The 15,567-nt window shown below is 73.6% G+C and carries 13 protein-coding genes; 9 read left to right on the plus strand and 4 right to left on the minus strand.

Annotated elements, in window-relative coordinates:
* Positions 1-171: 171 nt before the first annotated feature.
* Positions 172-465, plus strand: coding sequence for a DUF397 domain-containing protein (locus ACFY60_RS00065; RefSeq protein WP_388608130.1), 294 nt, complete (start codon positions 172-174; stop codon positions 463-465).
* Between the two features lie 73 nt (positions 466-538).
* Here ACFY60_RS00065 and ACFY60_RS00070 read toward each other — a convergent pair whose 3' ends face one another.
* From ACFY60_RS00070 to eccB, 4 genes are all read right to left on the minus strand, one after another.
* The gene (locus ACFY60_RS00070) at positions 539-829 is read right to left on the minus strand and encodes a WXG100 family type VII secretion target (RefSeq protein WP_309032668.1); all 291 of its coding nucleotides are present in this window, start codon (positions 827-829) and stop codon (positions 539-541) included.
* Positions 830-882: 53 nt separating this feature from the next.
* Entirely contained in the window at positions 883-1,233 is a 351-nt protein-coding gene (locus ACFY60_RS00075; RefSeq protein WP_309032669.1) for a WXG100 family type VII secretion target, read from the minus strand.
* A gap of 192 nt (positions 1,234-1,425) precedes the next feature.
* Entirely contained in the window at positions 1,426-2,706 is a 1,281-nt protein-coding gene (gene mycP / locus ACFY60_RS00080; RefSeq protein ID WP_388608127.1) for a type VII secretion-associated serine protease mycosin, read from the minus strand.
* A 13-nt stretch (positions 2,707-2,719) separates the two neighbouring features.
* Positions 2,720-4,267 carry a type VII secretion protein EccB gene (gene eccB, locus ACFY60_RS00085; protein WP_388608125.1) on the minus strand — a complete coding sequence of 516 codons (1,548 nt, stop codon included), beginning with the start codon at positions 4,265-4,267 and terminating at the stop codon, positions 2,720-2,722.
* A 190-nt stretch (positions 4,268-4,457) separates the two neighbouring features.
* On the opposite strand from eccB, the gene eccE reads away from it, so the two are divergent.
* From eccE to ACFY60_RS00125, 8 genes are all read left to right on the plus strand, one after another.
* Positions 4,458-5,762 (plus strand): type VII secretion protein EccE, encoded by a 1,305-nt coding sequence (eccE, locus tag ACFY60_RS00090; protein WP_388608123.1) that lies wholly within the window; start codon positions 4,458-4,460, stop codon positions 5,760-5,762.
* The gene (locus tag ACFY60_RS00095; protein WP_388608121.1) at positions 5,762-6,574 is read left to right on the plus strand and encodes a hypothetical protein; all 813 of its coding nucleotides are present in this window, start codon (positions 5,762-5,764) and stop codon (positions 6,572-6,574) included. Before eccE ends, ACFY60_RS00095 begins: the two co-directional genes overlap by 1 nt.
* A gap of 216 nt (positions 6,575-6,790) precedes the next feature.
* A complete protein-coding gene (locus ACFY60_RS00100) occupies positions 6,791-9,619 on the plus strand; it encodes an SCO5717 family growth-regulating ATPase (protein WP_388608119.1) in 2,829 nt (942 codons plus the stop codon).
* A 201-nt stretch (positions 9,620-9,820) separates the two neighbouring features.
* A complete protein-coding gene (locus ACFY60_RS00105) occupies positions 9,821-11,662 on the plus strand; it encodes an ABC transporter substrate-binding protein (protein ID WP_388608194.1) in 1,842 nt (613 codons plus the stop codon).
* 3 nt (positions 11,663-11,665) lie between these two features.
* Complete coding sequence (locus ACFY60_RS00110; protein WP_388608116.1) at positions 11,666-12,727, plus strand: ABC transporter permease; 1,062 nt, start codon at positions 11,666-11,668, stop codon at positions 12,725-12,727.
* On the plus strand, positions 12,724-13,608 hold the full coding sequence (locus ACFY60_RS00115; protein ID WP_388608114.1) for an ABC transporter permease: 885 nt from the start codon (positions 12,724-12,726) through the stop codon (positions 13,606-13,608). The genes ACFY60_RS00110 and ACFY60_RS00115 overlap by 4 nt, the downstream gene beginning before the upstream one ends.
* Positions 13,605-14,570 (plus strand): ABC transporter ATP-binding protein, encoded by a 966-nt coding sequence (locus ACFY60_RS00120; RefSeq protein WP_388608112.1) that lies wholly within the window; start codon positions 13,605-13,607, stop codon positions 14,568-14,570. Before ACFY60_RS00115 ends, ACFY60_RS00120 begins: the two co-directional genes overlap by 4 nt.
* On the plus strand, positions 14,567-15,556 hold the full coding sequence (locus tag ACFY60_RS00125) for an ABC transporter ATP-binding protein (RefSeq protein ID WP_388608110.1): 990 nt from the start codon (positions 14,567-14,569) through the stop codon (positions 15,554-15,556). Before ACFY60_RS00120 ends, ACFY60_RS00125 begins: the two co-directional genes overlap by 4 nt.
* Positions 15,557-15,567: the final 11 nt, after the last annotated feature.

A 15,567-nucleotide genomic window follows, 5' to 3' on the forward strand; every position in this document is an offset into this window, starting at 1 on the left:
GCGAGGGGCCCGTCCCATGGGGCGGGCCCCTCGGCGTTTTCAAAGGCCGGTGCGAGGGCTTCCCGCCGGCGGTTTCCCCCGCGGGGCCGCTGAGCGGATTCCGGCCGTCCGGGTGGCTCGGTCCCACTACTGTGGCAGGGACCGCCGTACGACCGTGAAGGGACCGCGCCGATGACCGACGCCCACACCGGCACCACCTCCGGGCTCAGCGAGGACGAGCTCGCCCGCGCCGCCGAGAAGCAGCGCCAGAAGGAGGAGCTGTACGCGCTCGACATCTCCGGTGTCGAGTGGCACGGCGCTCCGGGGACGAGCCCGGACGAGGAGCGGGTGGAGATCGCCCATCTGCCCGACGGGGCGGTGGCGATGCGTTCGTCGCTCGACAAGGAGACGGTGCTGCGTTACACGAAGGCGGAGTGGGACGCGTTCGTCCTGGGCGCCCGGGACGGGGAGTTCGACCTGCGCTGACGCGGGGCGCGCCGCATGCGTGAGGGGGTGGCCCGCCGGAGCGGGCCACCCCCTCACACGTGTCCGCGGGGACTCACATCATGCGGAAGCGGGCGGCGTTGCCGCGGTCCGTGTCCTGGTAGCCGGCGACCGACTCGTCGAGGAGCATGGCGATGCGCGCCAGGTCCTGGTTCATGCCGGACATGTCGCGGGTCAGGCGGTCCTGGCTCTCGCGGTACGCGATCTTCGCCTCACCTTCCCAGTTGGAGGCGACGCGGTTGACCTCGGCCATGAGGTCGTCGAGCTTCTGCGTGAGGGTGCTGGAGGTCAGCCGGGTGTCGGCCGCCGCCTGCGTCACGGTGTCGTAATTGACCGCAGTGGTCATGGTGATGACTCCTGAAGTGAGAGTGGCGCGGTGGACTGGTCGGGCCGGTGGCCTCAGATGCCGAGGATGGCGCTCTGGTTGCCGGAGGCGCCGCCGCCGGAGCCCTCGTCCATGGTGCGGAAGGACCGGATGCGGTCCTCCTCCTCGCGCGTGAAGCCGTCGGCGCTCATGCGCATGATCTCCTCGAGCTTGGTGAGCTCGTTGCGCATGTTGCGCAGCCGCTGGTTCAGGTCGTTCTGAACCCGGTCGTACTCCTTGCTCGCCGCGCCCTGCCAGCCCGCCTGGATGCGGTCCACCACGCCGTTGAGGGAGGTGATGCGGGCCTGGAGCTCGTCGGAGAAGTCCTGGATGCGGCCGGCCAGCCGGATTTGTTCGGCACTGGTTACGTTCAGGTCTTTCGACATCTTGCCCCTTCTTCCTGCGGTGGCGTCGACGGCCCGGCCGTCGGGCCCACCGGTCGTGATGCGGACGGGAATCTTCTGATGCCGCCCCCGTGCTGGGTTCGCACTGCCGTGCCACCCGCGGTCACTTTATCCATTGGAGGCGGCAGTTCCAACTGCAAAGCGAGCACCGAACAGTTGGCCCCGGTGCCCTGCTCAGCGCACCCCCTCGCGGCGGCGGCTGTCGCGGATCACGACGGCTGTTCCGGCGACCACGGCCACCAGGACGACGCCGATCCCCAACGCGTAGGTGGCGAGCCGTTCGGAGCGCTCCTGGGGCGTCTCCGACAGCGCCAGGCGGGCCGGTTCGGGAGCCGGCGGGCGGGCCGGGCCCGGGTCCGGCGTCGGCGAGGAGGGCGGGGCGGCACCCGCGTCGGGCAGGTCGGCGAGCGCGCGCACCGGGTCGACGACGCCCCAACCGACGTGGTTGTCACGTCCGTTGATGGAGCGGACGGCGGTCTGCTCGATACGGGCGACGATCTGGGCCGCCGTCCACCCCGGGTACTTGGCGCGCAGCAGGGCGGCCACGCCGGCGACGTACGGGGCGGAGAAGCTGGTGCCGTTGTCGACGCACTGGCCGCCGCCGGGGACGGTCGAGACGATGTCGACGCCGGGGGCGGCGACGCCCACGAAGGTGCCGGACTGGGAGAACGCGGCGCGCTCGTTGTTGCGGTCGGAGGAGGCGACGGCGAGGACGCCGGGGAAGGCGGCCGGGTAGGTGTTCTTCAGCTTGCCGTCCATGCCGTCGTTGCCCGCGGAGGCGACGACCACGATCTGCCGGGCGAGGGCGCGGGCCACCGCTTTGGCCATGGGCGAGTCGGCGTCGAGGGACTGCGTGGTGTCCTGCGAGATGTTGATGACGTGGGCGCCCTTGGCGACGGCCCAGTCGATCGCCTGGGCCATCGTGTCGGACTTGCCGCTGTTCTTCTCGTCGTTCTGCCGGATCGGGATGATGGTGGCCTCGGGCGCGAGGCCGACGAAACCGGTGCCCTTGCGGGGGCGGGCGGCGATGATGCCGGCGACCTTGGTGCCGTGACCGACCTCGTCGACGGTGCCGTCGGTCTTGCCGCGCATCTCGTCGCCGAAGCCCGGGTTCTCCTTGTCGGGCTTGAGGTAGTCCTTGCCGGACTTGGCGTCGACGGCGGTCCGCAGCTGCGGGTTGACGTCGTCGACGCCGGTGTCGATGACGGCCACCCGGACGCCCTTGCCCTTGGTGTCCTGCCACAGCTCGTCCAGGAGGACCCGCTGGAGCGGCCACGGGGTGCCCTCGATCTGCTTCTTCATGGGGAAGGTGCACTCGCCGCTGCCGTCGAGCGCCCACGGCCGGTCCGGCGTTCCGGCGGCCCGGGCGGCGGAGGGGGCGGGGGCGGGGACCGCGAGCAGCGCGGTGAGGGTGGCCGCGGCGAGCAGGGCGGCCCTGCGGTACGGAGTCGTCACCGGTGCCTCCCCCTCAGGAACCCTGCGGCTGGCGCGCGCTGTTGGTGTCGAGTCGCGGGCCCTTGGACAGGAACTCCGACCAGGCGATCGGGACGAGGACCGGCGTGACCTTCTCGTACCCGAGACGCTTCTGCGCGTCGCTGGGTTCCGGGCGTCCGTCGGTCTGCTGCTCCTGGTCGCCGGTGCCGATCTCCGAGCGGGCGGCGTCGCTGTCGCCATTGGCCTGGACCGCGTAGCGCAGGCCGGTGTCGGTGACGAGGAAGAGGGAGCCGTCGGGGGCCTTCTGGTTGCCCTGGATCTGGGTGTAGAGCAGACCGCTGCCGGGGGTGACGTACGTGCTGGTGCCGCCGGCCGTGATGTCGGCCGGGTACTGGGTGCCGGCCCAGGTGGTGAGGGTCGTGCCGCCCTTCTCGTCCACGGCGGTCAGGACGCTGCACACGGTGTCCCGGGCGCCCGCGCCGGTGACGGCGTTGACCTGGGTGGACTTCTTCTGCGGCCAGCGGGCCCCGGCGTGGAAGACGGTGGGGTCCGGGACGAAGGAGGAGGCGTCGACCGTGGTGGCCCTGCCGTCCATGTCGAGGACGCCGGTCTGCGGGGAGTTGATGAGCAGCCAGGCGGTGAAGTCGGAGACCGGCTGCACCTTGCCGGGCAGGACGACGTAGTGCTGGGGGCCGGAGCCGGTCTGGGCGAGGAGGACCATGCCGACGCGGTTCTCGGTGGCGGTCAGTTCGTTGCCGGGGACGCCGGCGGGGCTGCCGACCTCGGCGTCGATGCGCGGGAAGTCGATCTCGTCGCCGGTCTTGAGGGTGGCGAGCCAGTCGTCGGTGACGGGCTGCGGCTCCTTGTTGAGGCCGACGAGGGCGGTGAGGAGTCCCGCGGAGTCGGCCTTGACCGGGTACTTGGTGCCGGCGTGGTCGACGAGGAAGCGGGCGGCCCCCTTCTGCCCCTGGACGTACAGGACCTGGCCGTCCTTGAGGCGGCCGGCGCCCTCGGTGCGGTGGTGGTCCCGCTGGGCGAGGAGGAAGGTGGCCTTCTGGACGCTGGCGCCCTTGCCGCCGCCGGGCTGCTCGCAGACGGCCCAGCGCTTGGCGGTGCCCGCGTCGTCGGCGGCGGGCAGCCGGTCGGGGGCGTAGGGGATGCCGAGGATGGGGCCGCGCGGCGGCTTGCCCTCGTCGAGCTTCTTGTCGTCGACCTGGATGACCTTGAACTCGTCGGGGTTGAGCAGCAGGCGCGCGGAGGCCAGGTTGAGGACCGGGTGCAGCAGGGTCTTCTTGTCCTTGCCCTTGCCGGTGGTGAGGACGACGTAGCGGGTGGTCGACTGCTTGCCGACGATGACGCGGGTGCCGGGGGTGTCCCAGCCCTTGGGGGCCTGGGGGCTGAACATGCCCCAGGCGCCGAAGCCGGCGACGACGAGAGCGGCGACGATCAGACCGGGGACGACCGCGCGCAGAGGCCTCGGAGCCCCTTCCTCCGTACCGGAGGGAGAGGGTTGGAGGAATGCCGCCACCGTGCGCTTCTTCGCAAAGGTGTACGCGTTGAGCTCGTCCCGCCGCGATGCCATGAGTCCCCATTCTCGTCAGGCCCGGTCGTCGCGCGGGTTGCCGGGGAGCCGACACCCGGGCCCCGCCTTTCGGACCGGCCCCCTACTATGCCTGCTGTCCGGCGGGGCGTGTGGGGCGGGTAGGGTGATCCGGCCGCCAAAGCCCTGGCGGGCCAGGGTGATCGGGACGAATTGAGGGGGATTCTCCATCATGGCTTCCGCGACGCGGACGCGGCCCGCCGCGGCCACGGGTTCCGCGGCCCCTGCGACGGGGCCCGTCTCCTCGGTCTCACCACGACTCCAGGCACGCCCCGGACACTTCGGTTCGTTCCGATTGCAACAGCTCGTACTGGTCGAGGTGGCGGCGGCGGTGCTCGCCGTCGCCTGGGTGATCGACCCGGTCCTCCTGGTGCCGGCGGGTGTGCTCGCCGTCGTCCTGGTCCTCCTCGCGGTGGTGCGGCGGCACAAGCGGTCGATGCCCGAGTGGCTCGGCACCTTCCTCGCGCTGCGCGCCCGGACGCGCCGGGCGGCCTCGCTCGCGGTGCCCGAGGGCACCGAGCCGGGGCTCGCGCCGGTGGTCGAGTGCGACCCGGCGCTGCGCACGTACACGTACAGCGACCGCGACCGGCGCCCGGTCGGGATGATCGGGGACGGCACCTTCCTGACGGCCGTCCTGCGGGTCGACGCGGACGGGACAGCGCTGCGCCCGGACCGGGCGGCGCGCCCGCTGCCGGTCGCGCTCGTCCGGGACGTGCTGAGCGTGGACGGCATCCGGCTGGAGTCGGCGCAGATCGTCCAGCACACCCAGCCGGCGCCGGCCCCGCACCTGCCCGCGCAGTCGATGGCGGCGCGCAACTACGGGCCGCTCCAGGCGCAGACGGGCTCTCCCGCCGTACGCATCACGTGGATCGCGCTCAAGCTCGACCCCGAGCTGTGCCCGGAGGCGGTCGCCGCGCGCGGCGGGGGTCTGACGGGGGCGCAGAAGTGCGTGGTGCGGGCCGCGGACCAGCTGGCGAGCCGGCTGGCCGGCGCGGGCTTCCGGGCGAGCGTGCTCACCGAGCAGGAGCTGACGGCGGCGCTCGCCACCTCGACCTGTGCCAGCCCGATGGCGATCGCGCAGGCGGGCCGGGGGCAGGCGCCGGGGCGGCGGACACAGGAGACGGCGCGGACCTGGCGGGTCGACGACCGGCGGCACACGACGTACTGGGTGGGGCGCTGGCCCCAGTTGGGCGGCCCGGGAGGCGGGCCGGGGGCCTCGATGCCGCAGCTGGTGGCCCTGCTGACCTCGCTGCCCGCGCTCGCGACGACGTTCAGCCTGACGCTGAGCGGCGGGGACCGGCAGGAGGTGACGGTGACCGGACACGTACGGATCACCGGGCGCAGCGACGAGGAACTGGTGGCCGCCCGGCACGAGCTGGAGCGGGCCGCGCGCGGGGTGCGGACGGGGCTCGTCCGTCTCGACAGGGAACAGGTGCCGGGCATGCTCGCGACGCTGCCGCTGGGAGGTGCGCGCTGATGTCCTCCTACTCCACGGGGCCCGTGAGGCCCTCGGGACCGTCCGGCCGCGGGACCGGGCGCGGGGCCGGGGGCTCCCGTGCCGCCGCCCGGCGTACGGGCCGGGGCACGCGACCCCGCTTCGGTTTCGGGCTCGTCGGCCCGCGCCGCGACCGGCACTCCGTACCGCTCGAACACCTGGAGGCGCTGGCCCTGCCGGTGGGCGACGACGGCATGGTGATCGGCGTCGACGCGGAGGGGCGGCCCGCCGTGCTCGGCATCAACCGGCCGGTGCCGTACGACGTGACGCTCATCGGCGGACTGTGGACCGCGCAGGTGCTGGCGCTGCGGGCGGCGGCGACCGGCGCCCGGGTGGCGGTGGAGACCGGGCGCGCGCAGGCGTGGACGGCGCTCGCGCAGGCCGCGGGCGGCGGACAGCCCTGCATCACGCTGCACGACGTGGGGCGGGTGCCGCCGCAGGGCGCCTCCGCGGGCAGCCCGGTGGTCGTCGTCCGCGACTGCGGCATGCGTCCGCCGCGCGGCCGGGTGGTCTCGGCGCCCTGGCAGTCGGTGGTGACGCTGCTCCCCTATCTGAGCCCGGTCGCGCCCCGGCTCCTGGAGAAGTCCTCCCTGGTCGGGGTGCAGCGGGTCTCCCCCGACGAGGCGGTGCAGATCGGCCGGATCATGGGCCTGCCGCGCCAGGAGTACGAGACGCTCTCGACGCTCGCCGACGGGGTGACGCTCTGGTGCACGCAGGGCGACCGGCAGTTCGTCATGACGCAGGGCACGGACGCCGAGACCGGATTGTTGGGCGGCGCCCGCCGGATGGACTGAGCGACACCCGTCGCTCACGTACGTCCGTTTTTGCATCGTTTTGGACGGGCGGGGTTCTCACTCTGCGGCGTGACCGGATCGCCTGGGGGCGGAACCGGTGCGCGGAGGTGCTCGGGGAGGGCCGGTCGGGCCTGCCCGAGCGGTACGCGCGGCGTTTAGGGTGGAAGGGCCCCGCCCACAACGGCACACGGGTGCTCGACCACACCAGGAGGCAAAGTGAACGGCGATCGGGACGAGATCCACGGGGGCTGGAACGCGCCCGCCGACGATCAGTCCGACGCGGATCCCGCCGAGATGACGGGTGAGTTCACCATCGACTACACCCCGCCCGCCTGGTACACGCAGAACGCGTCGGGCGGTGCGGGGACGGGCGGGGTCACTCCCCCGCCGCCCACCGGGGCCCCGCTCGCGGTGCCGGACCCCAACCCTCCGGCGCGGCAGGGCTTCGAGCCGAGTTGGAGTCCCGCCCCGTCGGTGCCGGAGCCGGCGGCGTCCGGCCCGGTCCCCGTCCCGGCACCGGCGGCCCCCGCCCCGGCGCCGCTTCCCGTACCCGCCCAGCAGACGCCCGCGCCCGCCACCGGCGGTGGTGAGGTGGAGAGCGGCGCGACCGTGCGCTTCTCCCCCGCCGCGATGAGGCGCGAGATGGAGGAACGGGCGTCCGGGGCCCAGGCGTCCACGTCCGGGCCCGCCGAGGCGGCACCGGAGGAAGCCGCGCCGACGGCCACGGCCGGCGCCGAGGCCGGTGGCACCACCGGCGCGCAGGACGCGGCCGGGACGAACGCCGGCGGTGAAGGCCCCGACGCGGACACCGCCGGCGCCGACACCTCCGTGAGCGCCGAGGGCGAGTCCTCCGCCGACGCGGAAGCCGGGGCGGGAGCCGGGGAGCCGGCCGCGCCCGAGGCCGGTGCGGCCGAGCCCGCTCAGGACTCCACGCCCGACGACGCGGGAGGCGCTCCCGCCGAGGACCCGGCGGAAAGCGCTCCCGCGCCCGCCGATGCCCCGGCCGAGGGCGCCGCGCCCGCCGCCGCCCCGCTGCCGGCTGCCGCCGGGCCGCTCCCCGCCGCCGAGGCGCCCGCCCCGCCGGAGGGGGCCTTCCCCGCCGCGCCCTACCCGGGCGTTCCCAATGCCCCGCAGGGCACCGCCGGGCTGCCGCCGCTGCCGCCCGCCTTCCAGCCCGCCGCGCCGCCGGCCGCCCAGCCGTGGCCCGCGCCGCCCGCCGGCCCGCAGCCCCCGGCGCCGCAGCCGATGCCCCCGGCCGCGCCGGTGGCGCCGGGCCCCGTGCCCCCGCAGGCCCAGCCCCAACCGCAGCCGCAGCCGCAGCCCGGCGGTTACGGCTATCCGCAGCAGCAGCCCGGCTACGGCTACCCGCCCGCCCCGCAGGGCGGGGGGTACGGCTACCCGCAGGCGCAGCCCCAGCCGCAGCCGCCGGTGCCGCCGCAGCCCCAGCCGCAGCCCGGTGGGTACGGGTACCCGCAGGGGGCGCAGGGTCCGGTGGACCCGCGCACGGGCGCGGCCTGGCCCTCGGCGGTCACGCACGACCAGCGCGAACGGTCCGTACCGGGCGCCCCGCTCGGGTACACGGCGGCGGTCGAGCTCTCCTCCGACCGGCTGCTGCGCAACAACAAGCAGAAGCCCAAGTCGAGCCGGAACCCGGGCGGCGCCGCCCGGTTCAAGCTCGGCGGCAAGAAGGAGGAGGCGGAGCGGCAGCGGAAGCTGGAGCTGATCCGGACGCCGGTGCTCTCCTGCTACCGGATCGCGGTCATCTCGCTCAAGGGCGGTGTCGGCAAGACCACGACGACCACCGCGCTCGGCGCGACGCTCGCCACCGAGCGGCAGGACAAGATCCTGGCGATCGACGCGAACCCGGACGCCGGTACGCTCGGCCGCCGGGTGCGCCGCGAGACCGGGGCGACCATCCGCGACCTGGTGCAGGCGATCCCGTACCTCCACTCGTACATGGACATCCGGCGGTTCACTTCGCAGGCGCCGTCCGGTCTGGAGATCCTCGCCAACGACGTGGACCCGGCCGTCTCGACGACCTTCAACGACGAGGACTACCGGCGGGCGATCGACGTCCTGGGCAAGCAGTACCCGATCATCCTGACCGACTCGGGCACGGGTCTGCTCTACAGCGCCATGCGCGGCGTGCTCGACCTCGCCGATCAGCTGATCATCATCTCGACGCCGTCCGTGGACGGCGCCTCCAGCGCCTCCACGACGCTGGACTGGCTCTCCGCGCACGGCTACGCGGATCTGGTGCAGCGCTCGATCACGGTCATCTCCGGGGTCCGCGAGACCGGCAAGATGATCAAGGTCGAGGACATCGTGCAGCACTTCCAGACCCGCTGCCGCGGTGTCGTGGTGGTGCCCTTCGACGAGCACCTGGCGGCCGGCGCCGAGGTCGACCTCGACATGATGCGCCCGAAGACCCGGGAGGCGTACTTCCACCTCTCGGCGATGGTGGCCGAGGACTTCTCGCGGGCCCAGCAGGCGCAGGGTCTGTGGACCGGCGACGGCCAGGGCGGAATGCCGCCGCACATGGCCCCGCCGATGCCGGGCGGACCGATGCCGCCGGCCCAGCCGGTGCCCGGTGGACCCGTCCCCGGCCCGCCGATGCCCGGTCAGCCCGTGGCGGGGCAGCCGTACGGAGCCGCGCCCGCGCCGGGACAGCCGTACGGGGCTCCGCCGGCCCCCGCCCCGCCGTACGGCGCGCAGCAGCCGGCGCCGGGGCAGCCGTACCCGCCGCAGCAGCCCTACGGACAGCCGCCGGTGCCGGGACAGCCGTACGGAGCCGCGCCCGGCGCCCCGCACGCCCCGGCGCCGGGGCAGCCCGCCCCGGGTCAGCCGTACGGCGCGCCGCAGGGCGGCGGGCAGCCGTACGGTCCGCCGCAGAGCTGGCAGCAGCCGCAACCGCAGCCGGGTCAGCCGCTTCCTCCGCAGGCCGAGCCGCAGGACCAGGAGGCGGCCGGCGGCCAGGGCGGTTTCCCGCCGCCGAACTGGCCGCAGCAGCAGCCCCCGCAGGCGCCGCCAGCCCCTCAGCAGTAAGGCGTCACAGGAGTAGACCAATGAGGCCCCGTACCGGTGAACCGGTACGGGGCCTCATGGCGTTCCCGCAGCCCACACGGGGTTTGAGCGATCGTTGACGACGGCAGACCACCGCTGATACACCTTCGCTTCACCCGTCGTCCGTCCAAGATCCACGACTCCACGCCAGATTCCCTCGACGCGAGGTCACGTCCCATGGTCATGGTCACGAAGGTTCCACCCCGCCCCGCCGAGCCCGCCCGCCGGGCCCTGCGCCTGCTGCTCGCCACCGGTGTCACCGCCGCCTCGCTCGTGGCCGTCCCCAGCACCGCCCGGGCCGAGGGGGGCGCGTCCGGCCCCACCACCCTGACGGTCGCGGTCTCGCAGAGCATCGACTCGCTGAGCCCGTTCCTCGCCCAGAAGCTCACGTCGACGAGCATCCACCGCCTGGCGTACGAGTACCTCACCAACTACGACCCGAAGGACGCCCGCACCGTCCCGGGGTTCGCCACGTCCTGGAAGCCGTCGGCGGACAAGCTCACGTGGACGTACACGATCCGGGAGAATTCCACCTGGTCCGACGGGAAGCCGGCCACCGCCGAGGACGCGGCCTGGACGTTCAACAAGATGATGACCGATCCGGACGCCGCCACCGCCAACGGCAGCTTCACGGCCAACTTCCGCAGGGTCACCGCGCCCGACCCGCGCACGCTCGTCATCGAACTGAAGAAGCCGCAGGCCACGATGACCGCGCTCGACGTCCCGATCGTGCCCAAGCACGTGTGGGAGAAGGTCGGGGACTTCTCGAAGTTCAACAACGACCAGCGGTTCCCGATCGTCGGCAACGGCCCCTTCGTCATCACCGACTTCAAGGTCGACCAGTACCTGAAACTGAAGCCCAACAAGTCCTTCTGGCGGGGCGCGCCCAAGTTCGACGAGCTGGTCTTCAAGTACTACAAGGACGGTGACGCCGCCGTCGCGGCCCTCCAGAAGGGCGAGGTGTCCTTCGTACCGAACCTGACGCCCGCTCAGGCCGCCGCGCTCGGGACGCAGAAGAACATCAAGGTCAACGACGCTCCCGGCCGTCGCTTCTACGCGCTCGCCACCAACCCCGGCGCCCGCGCCAAGGACGGCACCGCCTTCGGCAACGGCCACAAGGCGCTCCTCGACCCGGCCGTGCGCAAGGCCCTCTTCCTCGCGGTCGACCGCGCCACCCTCGTGGAGAAGGTCTTCCAGGGGCACGCCGTCGAGGGCGAGGGCTACCTCCCGCCCCGCTTCGGCGCGTACTTCTGGAAGCCGTCCGCCACGCAGAAACGGGCGTACGACCCCGCCGCGGCCGAGCGGCTCCTGGACTCCGCCGGCTACCGCAGGAACGCCGACGGCAAGCGGGCCGGCAAGGACGGCAGACCTCTGGACTTCCGGATCCTGTGCCATGCCACCGACCCCAACGACAAGGCGGTCGGCAAGTACCTCCAGGAGTGGTGGGGCAAGCTCGGCATCGGCCTGAAGGTCGAGTGCCTGGACAGCGTCTCGGACCCGTGGCTCAAGGGCGACTACGACCTCGCCTTCGACGGCTGGTCCGTCAACCCGGACCCCGACTACGTCCTCTCCATCCACACCTGCGGCACCCTGCCCGCCACCCCGAAGGACACCGGCGCCACCGACAACTTCATCTGCGACAAGGAGTTCGACGCGCTCTACGCCCAGCAGGCGGAGGAGTACGACCCGGCCAGGCGGGCGGAGCTGGTGAAGCGGATGCAGTCCCGGCTCTACGACACGGGATACATGAACGTCATGGCCTACCCCAACGCCCTGGAGGCGTACCGCACGGACCACATCAGGTCCATCACCACCATGCCGGAGGCGGCCGGCAACCTCTGGGGGCAGGACGGTTACTGGAGCTGGTGGTCGGCCGTGCCGGCCGGCGCCGCCTCCGGCGGGGGCTCCGGCGGCGGCTCCTCCACCGGCCTGGTCGTGGGCATCGGGGCGGCCGTCGTCGTGGTGGCCGGTGCCGCCGTCGTCCTCGGTCTGCGCCGCCGCGCCTCCGCCGACGACCGCGAGTAGCCCGTGACCACCGCGAGCACCCCCGCCGCCGTGGTGCGGACCCCCGGGGCCCGCACCACGGGCGGCGCGCCCCGCACCCGCCCCGGGACCGGTTATCTCCGCCACGCGGCGGGGAAGCTGGCCGGCGCGGCCGTCTCCCTGTTCGCCGTCCTCGTGACGAGCTTCTTCCTCTTCCGGATCATCCCCGGCGACCCGGTGAAGGCGATGACCCACGGGGTCCCCACCTCGGCGGAGCAACTGGCGACACTGCGACGCCAGTTCGGCCTGGACCAACCGCTGTGGCAGCAGTTCACCGACTACTGCGCCAAGGCGCTCGGCGGCGACCTCGGCACCTCCTTCCAGTTCCGCGCCCCGGTCGGGGAGCTCATCGCGGCGAAGCTGCCGGCGACCCTGCTGCTCACCGGGGTGGCCGTCGTGCTCTACTCGGCGCTGGGGCTCTGGCTCGGCACCCGTTCCGCCTGGCGGCACGGCGGGCTCGGCGACCGGCTGCACACCGGCCTCGCGCTGACGCTGTGGTCGGTGCCCTCGTTCTGGCTGGGGCTCCTCCTCATCATCGTGTTCTCCGTCGGCACGGGCCCCGTCCCCGGCCTCTTCCCGACCGGCGGCATGGAGTCGGGGACGGGCGAGACCGGTTTCGCGTACGTCCTCGACGTCGCCCACCACCTCGTCCTGCCGGTGGTCACGCTCGTCGCGGTCGGCTACGCGCAGACGCTCCTGGTGATGCGGTCCTCGCTGCTCGACGAGATGGGCGGCGACTACCTCACCACCGCGCGGGCGAAGGGGCTGCGCGACGACGCGGTGCGGCGCCGGCACGCCGTGCCCAACGCGCTGCTGCCCACCGTCACCATGATCTTCATCAACCTCGGCCACGTCGCGGCCGGTTCGATCCTGGTGGAGACGGTGTTCTCCTGGCCGGGGCTCGGCGGGCTGTTCTACCAGGCGCTGAGCGTGCCCGATCTGCCTCTGGTGCAGGGCCTGTTCGTGGTCTTCGCCGGGGCGATGATCCTGATGAACCTGATCGCCGACCTGCTCTATCCGCTGCTCGATCCCCGGGTGGGCCGATGACCTCTCTCACATGGGAACGGCGCAAGGGCTCGGCCGTCCGCTTCTGGCGGGCGTACCGCACCCACCGCGCCGGTCTGTACGGCCTCGCGGGCCTGGCCGTGATCGGCCTGCTCGCGCTCGCCGCGCCGCTCCTCGTCGGCTCCGACGTGCAGTCGGTGACGAACGCGCCCGGCACCGCGCTCGAAGCGCCGAGCGCCGCCTTCCCGCTCGGCACCGACCAGTTCGGGCGCTCCCTGCTGGGGCTGCTGGTGCAGGGCGCCCGTGTCTCCCTGCTGGTGGGGCTGCTCGCGGCGGCCCTCTCGGTCGCCATCGGCACCCTGGTGGGCATCGTGGCCGGGCACTACGGCGGCTGGTTCGCCACCGCCGTCATGCGGATCACCGACTGGTTCCTCGTGATGCCGACGCTGGTGCTGGCGATCGTGCTGGCCACCGTCATGTCCCGGTCGGTGTGGACGGTGGTCCTGGCGATCGGGGTGACGTCCTGGCCGACCACCGCCCGGCTGGTGCGGGCGCAGACGATCGCCGTCGAGTCCCGCCCGTACATCGAGCGGGCGAGAGCCCTCGGTGGCGGCCACCGGCACGTCATGACCCGGCACGTGCTGCCGAACGTGATGCCGCTGGTCCTCGCGCAGACCACCCTCGGCATCTCGACCGCGATCCTCACCGAGGCGACCCTCGCCTTCCTCGGACTCGGTGACCCGGCGGTGGTCTCCTGGGGCGGCATGCTCCAGGACGCCCGCGAGGCGGGCGCGGTCTCCTCCGGGCACTGGTGGTACCTGGCCCCGCCCGGGATCGCGATCGCCCTGGTCGCGCTCGCGTTCACGCTGTGCGGCCGGGCGGTCGAGTCGGTGCTCAACCCGAAGCTGGGGGTGGGACGGTGAGTCTCCTGGAGGTGCGGGACCTGCGGGTCACCTACGGGACGGGGGTGGCGGCCGTACCGGCCGTGCGGGGCGTGGACCTGAGCCTGGCCGCCGGGCAGAAGCTCGGCGTGGCGGGCGAGTCCGGCTGCGGCAAGTCCACCCTCGCGCTGGCGCTGCTGCGGCTCCTGCCGGCGTCGGCGCGGCTGAGCGGCGAGATCCTGTTCGACGGCGAGGACGTCCTCACCATGACGTGGGGCCGGCTGCGGGCCGTGCGCTGGGCGGGCGCCTCGATCGTCTTCCAGGGCGCGATGCACTCGCTGAACGCGGTCCGCAGGATCGGGGACCAGATCGCGGAGCCGCTGCTGGTGCACGGCCGGGCGACCCCTGCGGCGGCCCGCCGCAGGGCCGGAGAGCTGCTCGAACACGTGGGGCTGCCGGCGGCGCGGGCGGCCGCCTATCCGCACGAGCTGTCGGGCGGCCAGCGGCAGCGGGTGATGATCGCGATGGCCCTGGCCTGCGACCCACGGCTGATCGTCGCGGACGAGCCGACCACCGCGCTCGACGTGATGATCCAGGCGCAGATCCTGCGCCTCGTCGAGGGGCTGGTCGCCGAGCAGTCCATCAGCCTGCTGATGATCAGCCACGACCTGGCCGTCCTCGCCGACACCTGCGACCGGCTCGCCGTGATGTACGCGGGCCGGGTGGTGGAGGAGGGTCCGGCGCGGCAGGTGTTCGAGGCGGCCGCGCACCCGTACGGGCGGGCGCTGTCCTCGGCGTTCCCCCGCGTCGGGGACCCGGCGTCCCGGCGGGCGCCGCGCGGCCTTCCGGGTGATCCGCCGGACCCGGCCGGTCTGCCGGCGGGCTGCGCCTTCCATCCACGGTGCCCGGTGGTGGTGGAGTCCTGCGCCGAACGGGACCAGGAACTGCGGGAGGCGGGGCCGGGTCACCGGGCCGCCTGCGTCCATGTGGGGAGCGTGTCATGAGTGCGGTCACCGGTCCCCTGCTGTCCGCGCGCGGGCTGCGCGTCACCTTTCCCGGGCGGCGGGGGGCGCCGCCCGCGCGGGCCGTGGACGGGGTCGACCTGGACATCGGGGCGGGCGAGATCGTGGCCCTGGTCGGCGAGTCCGGCTGCGGGAAGACGACCCTCGCCCGGTCGCTCCTGGGTCTGGTCCGGCCGACCTCCGGCTCGGTCTCCTTCGCCGGGAGTCCGCTGGTGTACGCGTCGGGGGCGCTGAAGGCGTACCGGCGGCGGGCGCAGCTGGTGCTGCAGGACCCGAGCGGTTCGCTGAACCCCCGGCACACCGTGTACGACGCGGTGGCGGAGGGCTTGCGGATCCACGGCCACCGGGGGGACGAGCGGGCAGCGGTGGCGGAGGCGCTCGCTCGGGCCGGGCTGCGGCCGCCGGAGCGGTTCTTCCTGCGCTATCCGCACGAGCTGTCCGGCGGCCAGCGGCAGCGGGTGGTCATCGCGGGGGCGCTCGTCCTGGAACCGGAGCTCATCGTCGCCGACGAGCCGGTCGCCTCCCTGGACGCGTCCGTACGGGGCGAGGTGCTGGCCCTGCTGCTGCGGCTCCGCGACGAACTGGGGGTGTCCGCCCTGGTGGTGACGCACGATCTGGGCCTGGCCTGGAACATCGCGGACCGGGTGGCGGTGATGTACCTGGGCCGGGTGGTGGAGACGGGCCCCGTGGAGTCCGTCCTGACGGCCCCTCGCCACCCGTACACCCGGGCCCTGCTGTCGGTCCTCCCGGAGTCCGGGGGCACCCCGGTGGTGCTGACCGGAGAACCCCCGGACCCTTCCCGCGTCCCGCCGGGCTGCCGTTTCCACGTCCGCTGCCAGGTCCTGGCCTCCGGTGCGGCGGACGCGGTCGCGGACCGCTGCCGTACGGCCGACCTGCCGGTCCTGGGGGGCGGCGGGGAGCGAGCGGTGGCGTGCCACTGGGTGGCACGCCAGGGGGCGGGGGGTTAGGCCGTGTCTTT

The sequence above is a fragment of the Streptomyces sp. NPDC012827 genome, assembly GCF_042900905.1.
Classification (GTDB): domain Bacteria; phylum Actinomycetota; class Actinomycetes; order Streptomycetales; family Streptomycetaceae; genus Streptomyces; species Streptomyces gulbargensis.

Coding starts and splice junctions, on each gene's coding strand:
- eccB (WP_388608125.1), bottom strand. CDS start 4,267: ATGGCATCGCGGCGGGACGAGCTCAACGCGTACACCTTTGCGAAGAAG.
- ACFY60_RS00105 (WP_388608194.1), top strand. CDS start 9,821: ATGGTCACGAAGGTTCCACCCCGCCCCGCCGAGCCCGCCCGCCGGGCC.
- ACFY60_RS00065 (WP_388608130.1), top strand. CDS start 172: ATGACCGACGCCCACACCGGCACCACCTCCGGGCTCAGCGAGGACGAG.
- ACFY60_RS00095 (WP_388608121.1), top strand. CDS start 5,762: ATGTCCTCCTACTCCACGGGGCCCGTGAGGCCCTCGGGACCGTCCGGC.
- ACFY60_RS00115 (WP_388608114.1), top strand. CDS start 12,724: ATGACCTCTCTCACATGGGAACGGCGCAAGGGCTCGGCCGTCCGCTTC.
- ACFY60_RS00125 (WP_388608110.1), top strand. CDS start 14,567: ATGAGTGCGGTCACCGGTCCCCTGCTGTCCGCGCGCGGGCTGCGCGTC.
- eccE (WP_388608123.1), top strand. CDS start 4,458: ATGGCTTCCGCGACGCGGACGCGGCCCGCCGCGGCCACGGGTTCCGCG.
- ACFY60_RS00075 (WP_309032669.1), bottom strand. CDS start 1,233: ATGTCGAAAGACCTGAACGTAACCAGTGCCGAACAAATCCGGCTGGCC.
- ACFY60_RS00070 (WP_309032668.1), bottom strand. CDS start 829: ATGACCACTGCGGTCAATTACGACACCGTGACGCAGGCGGCGGCCGAC.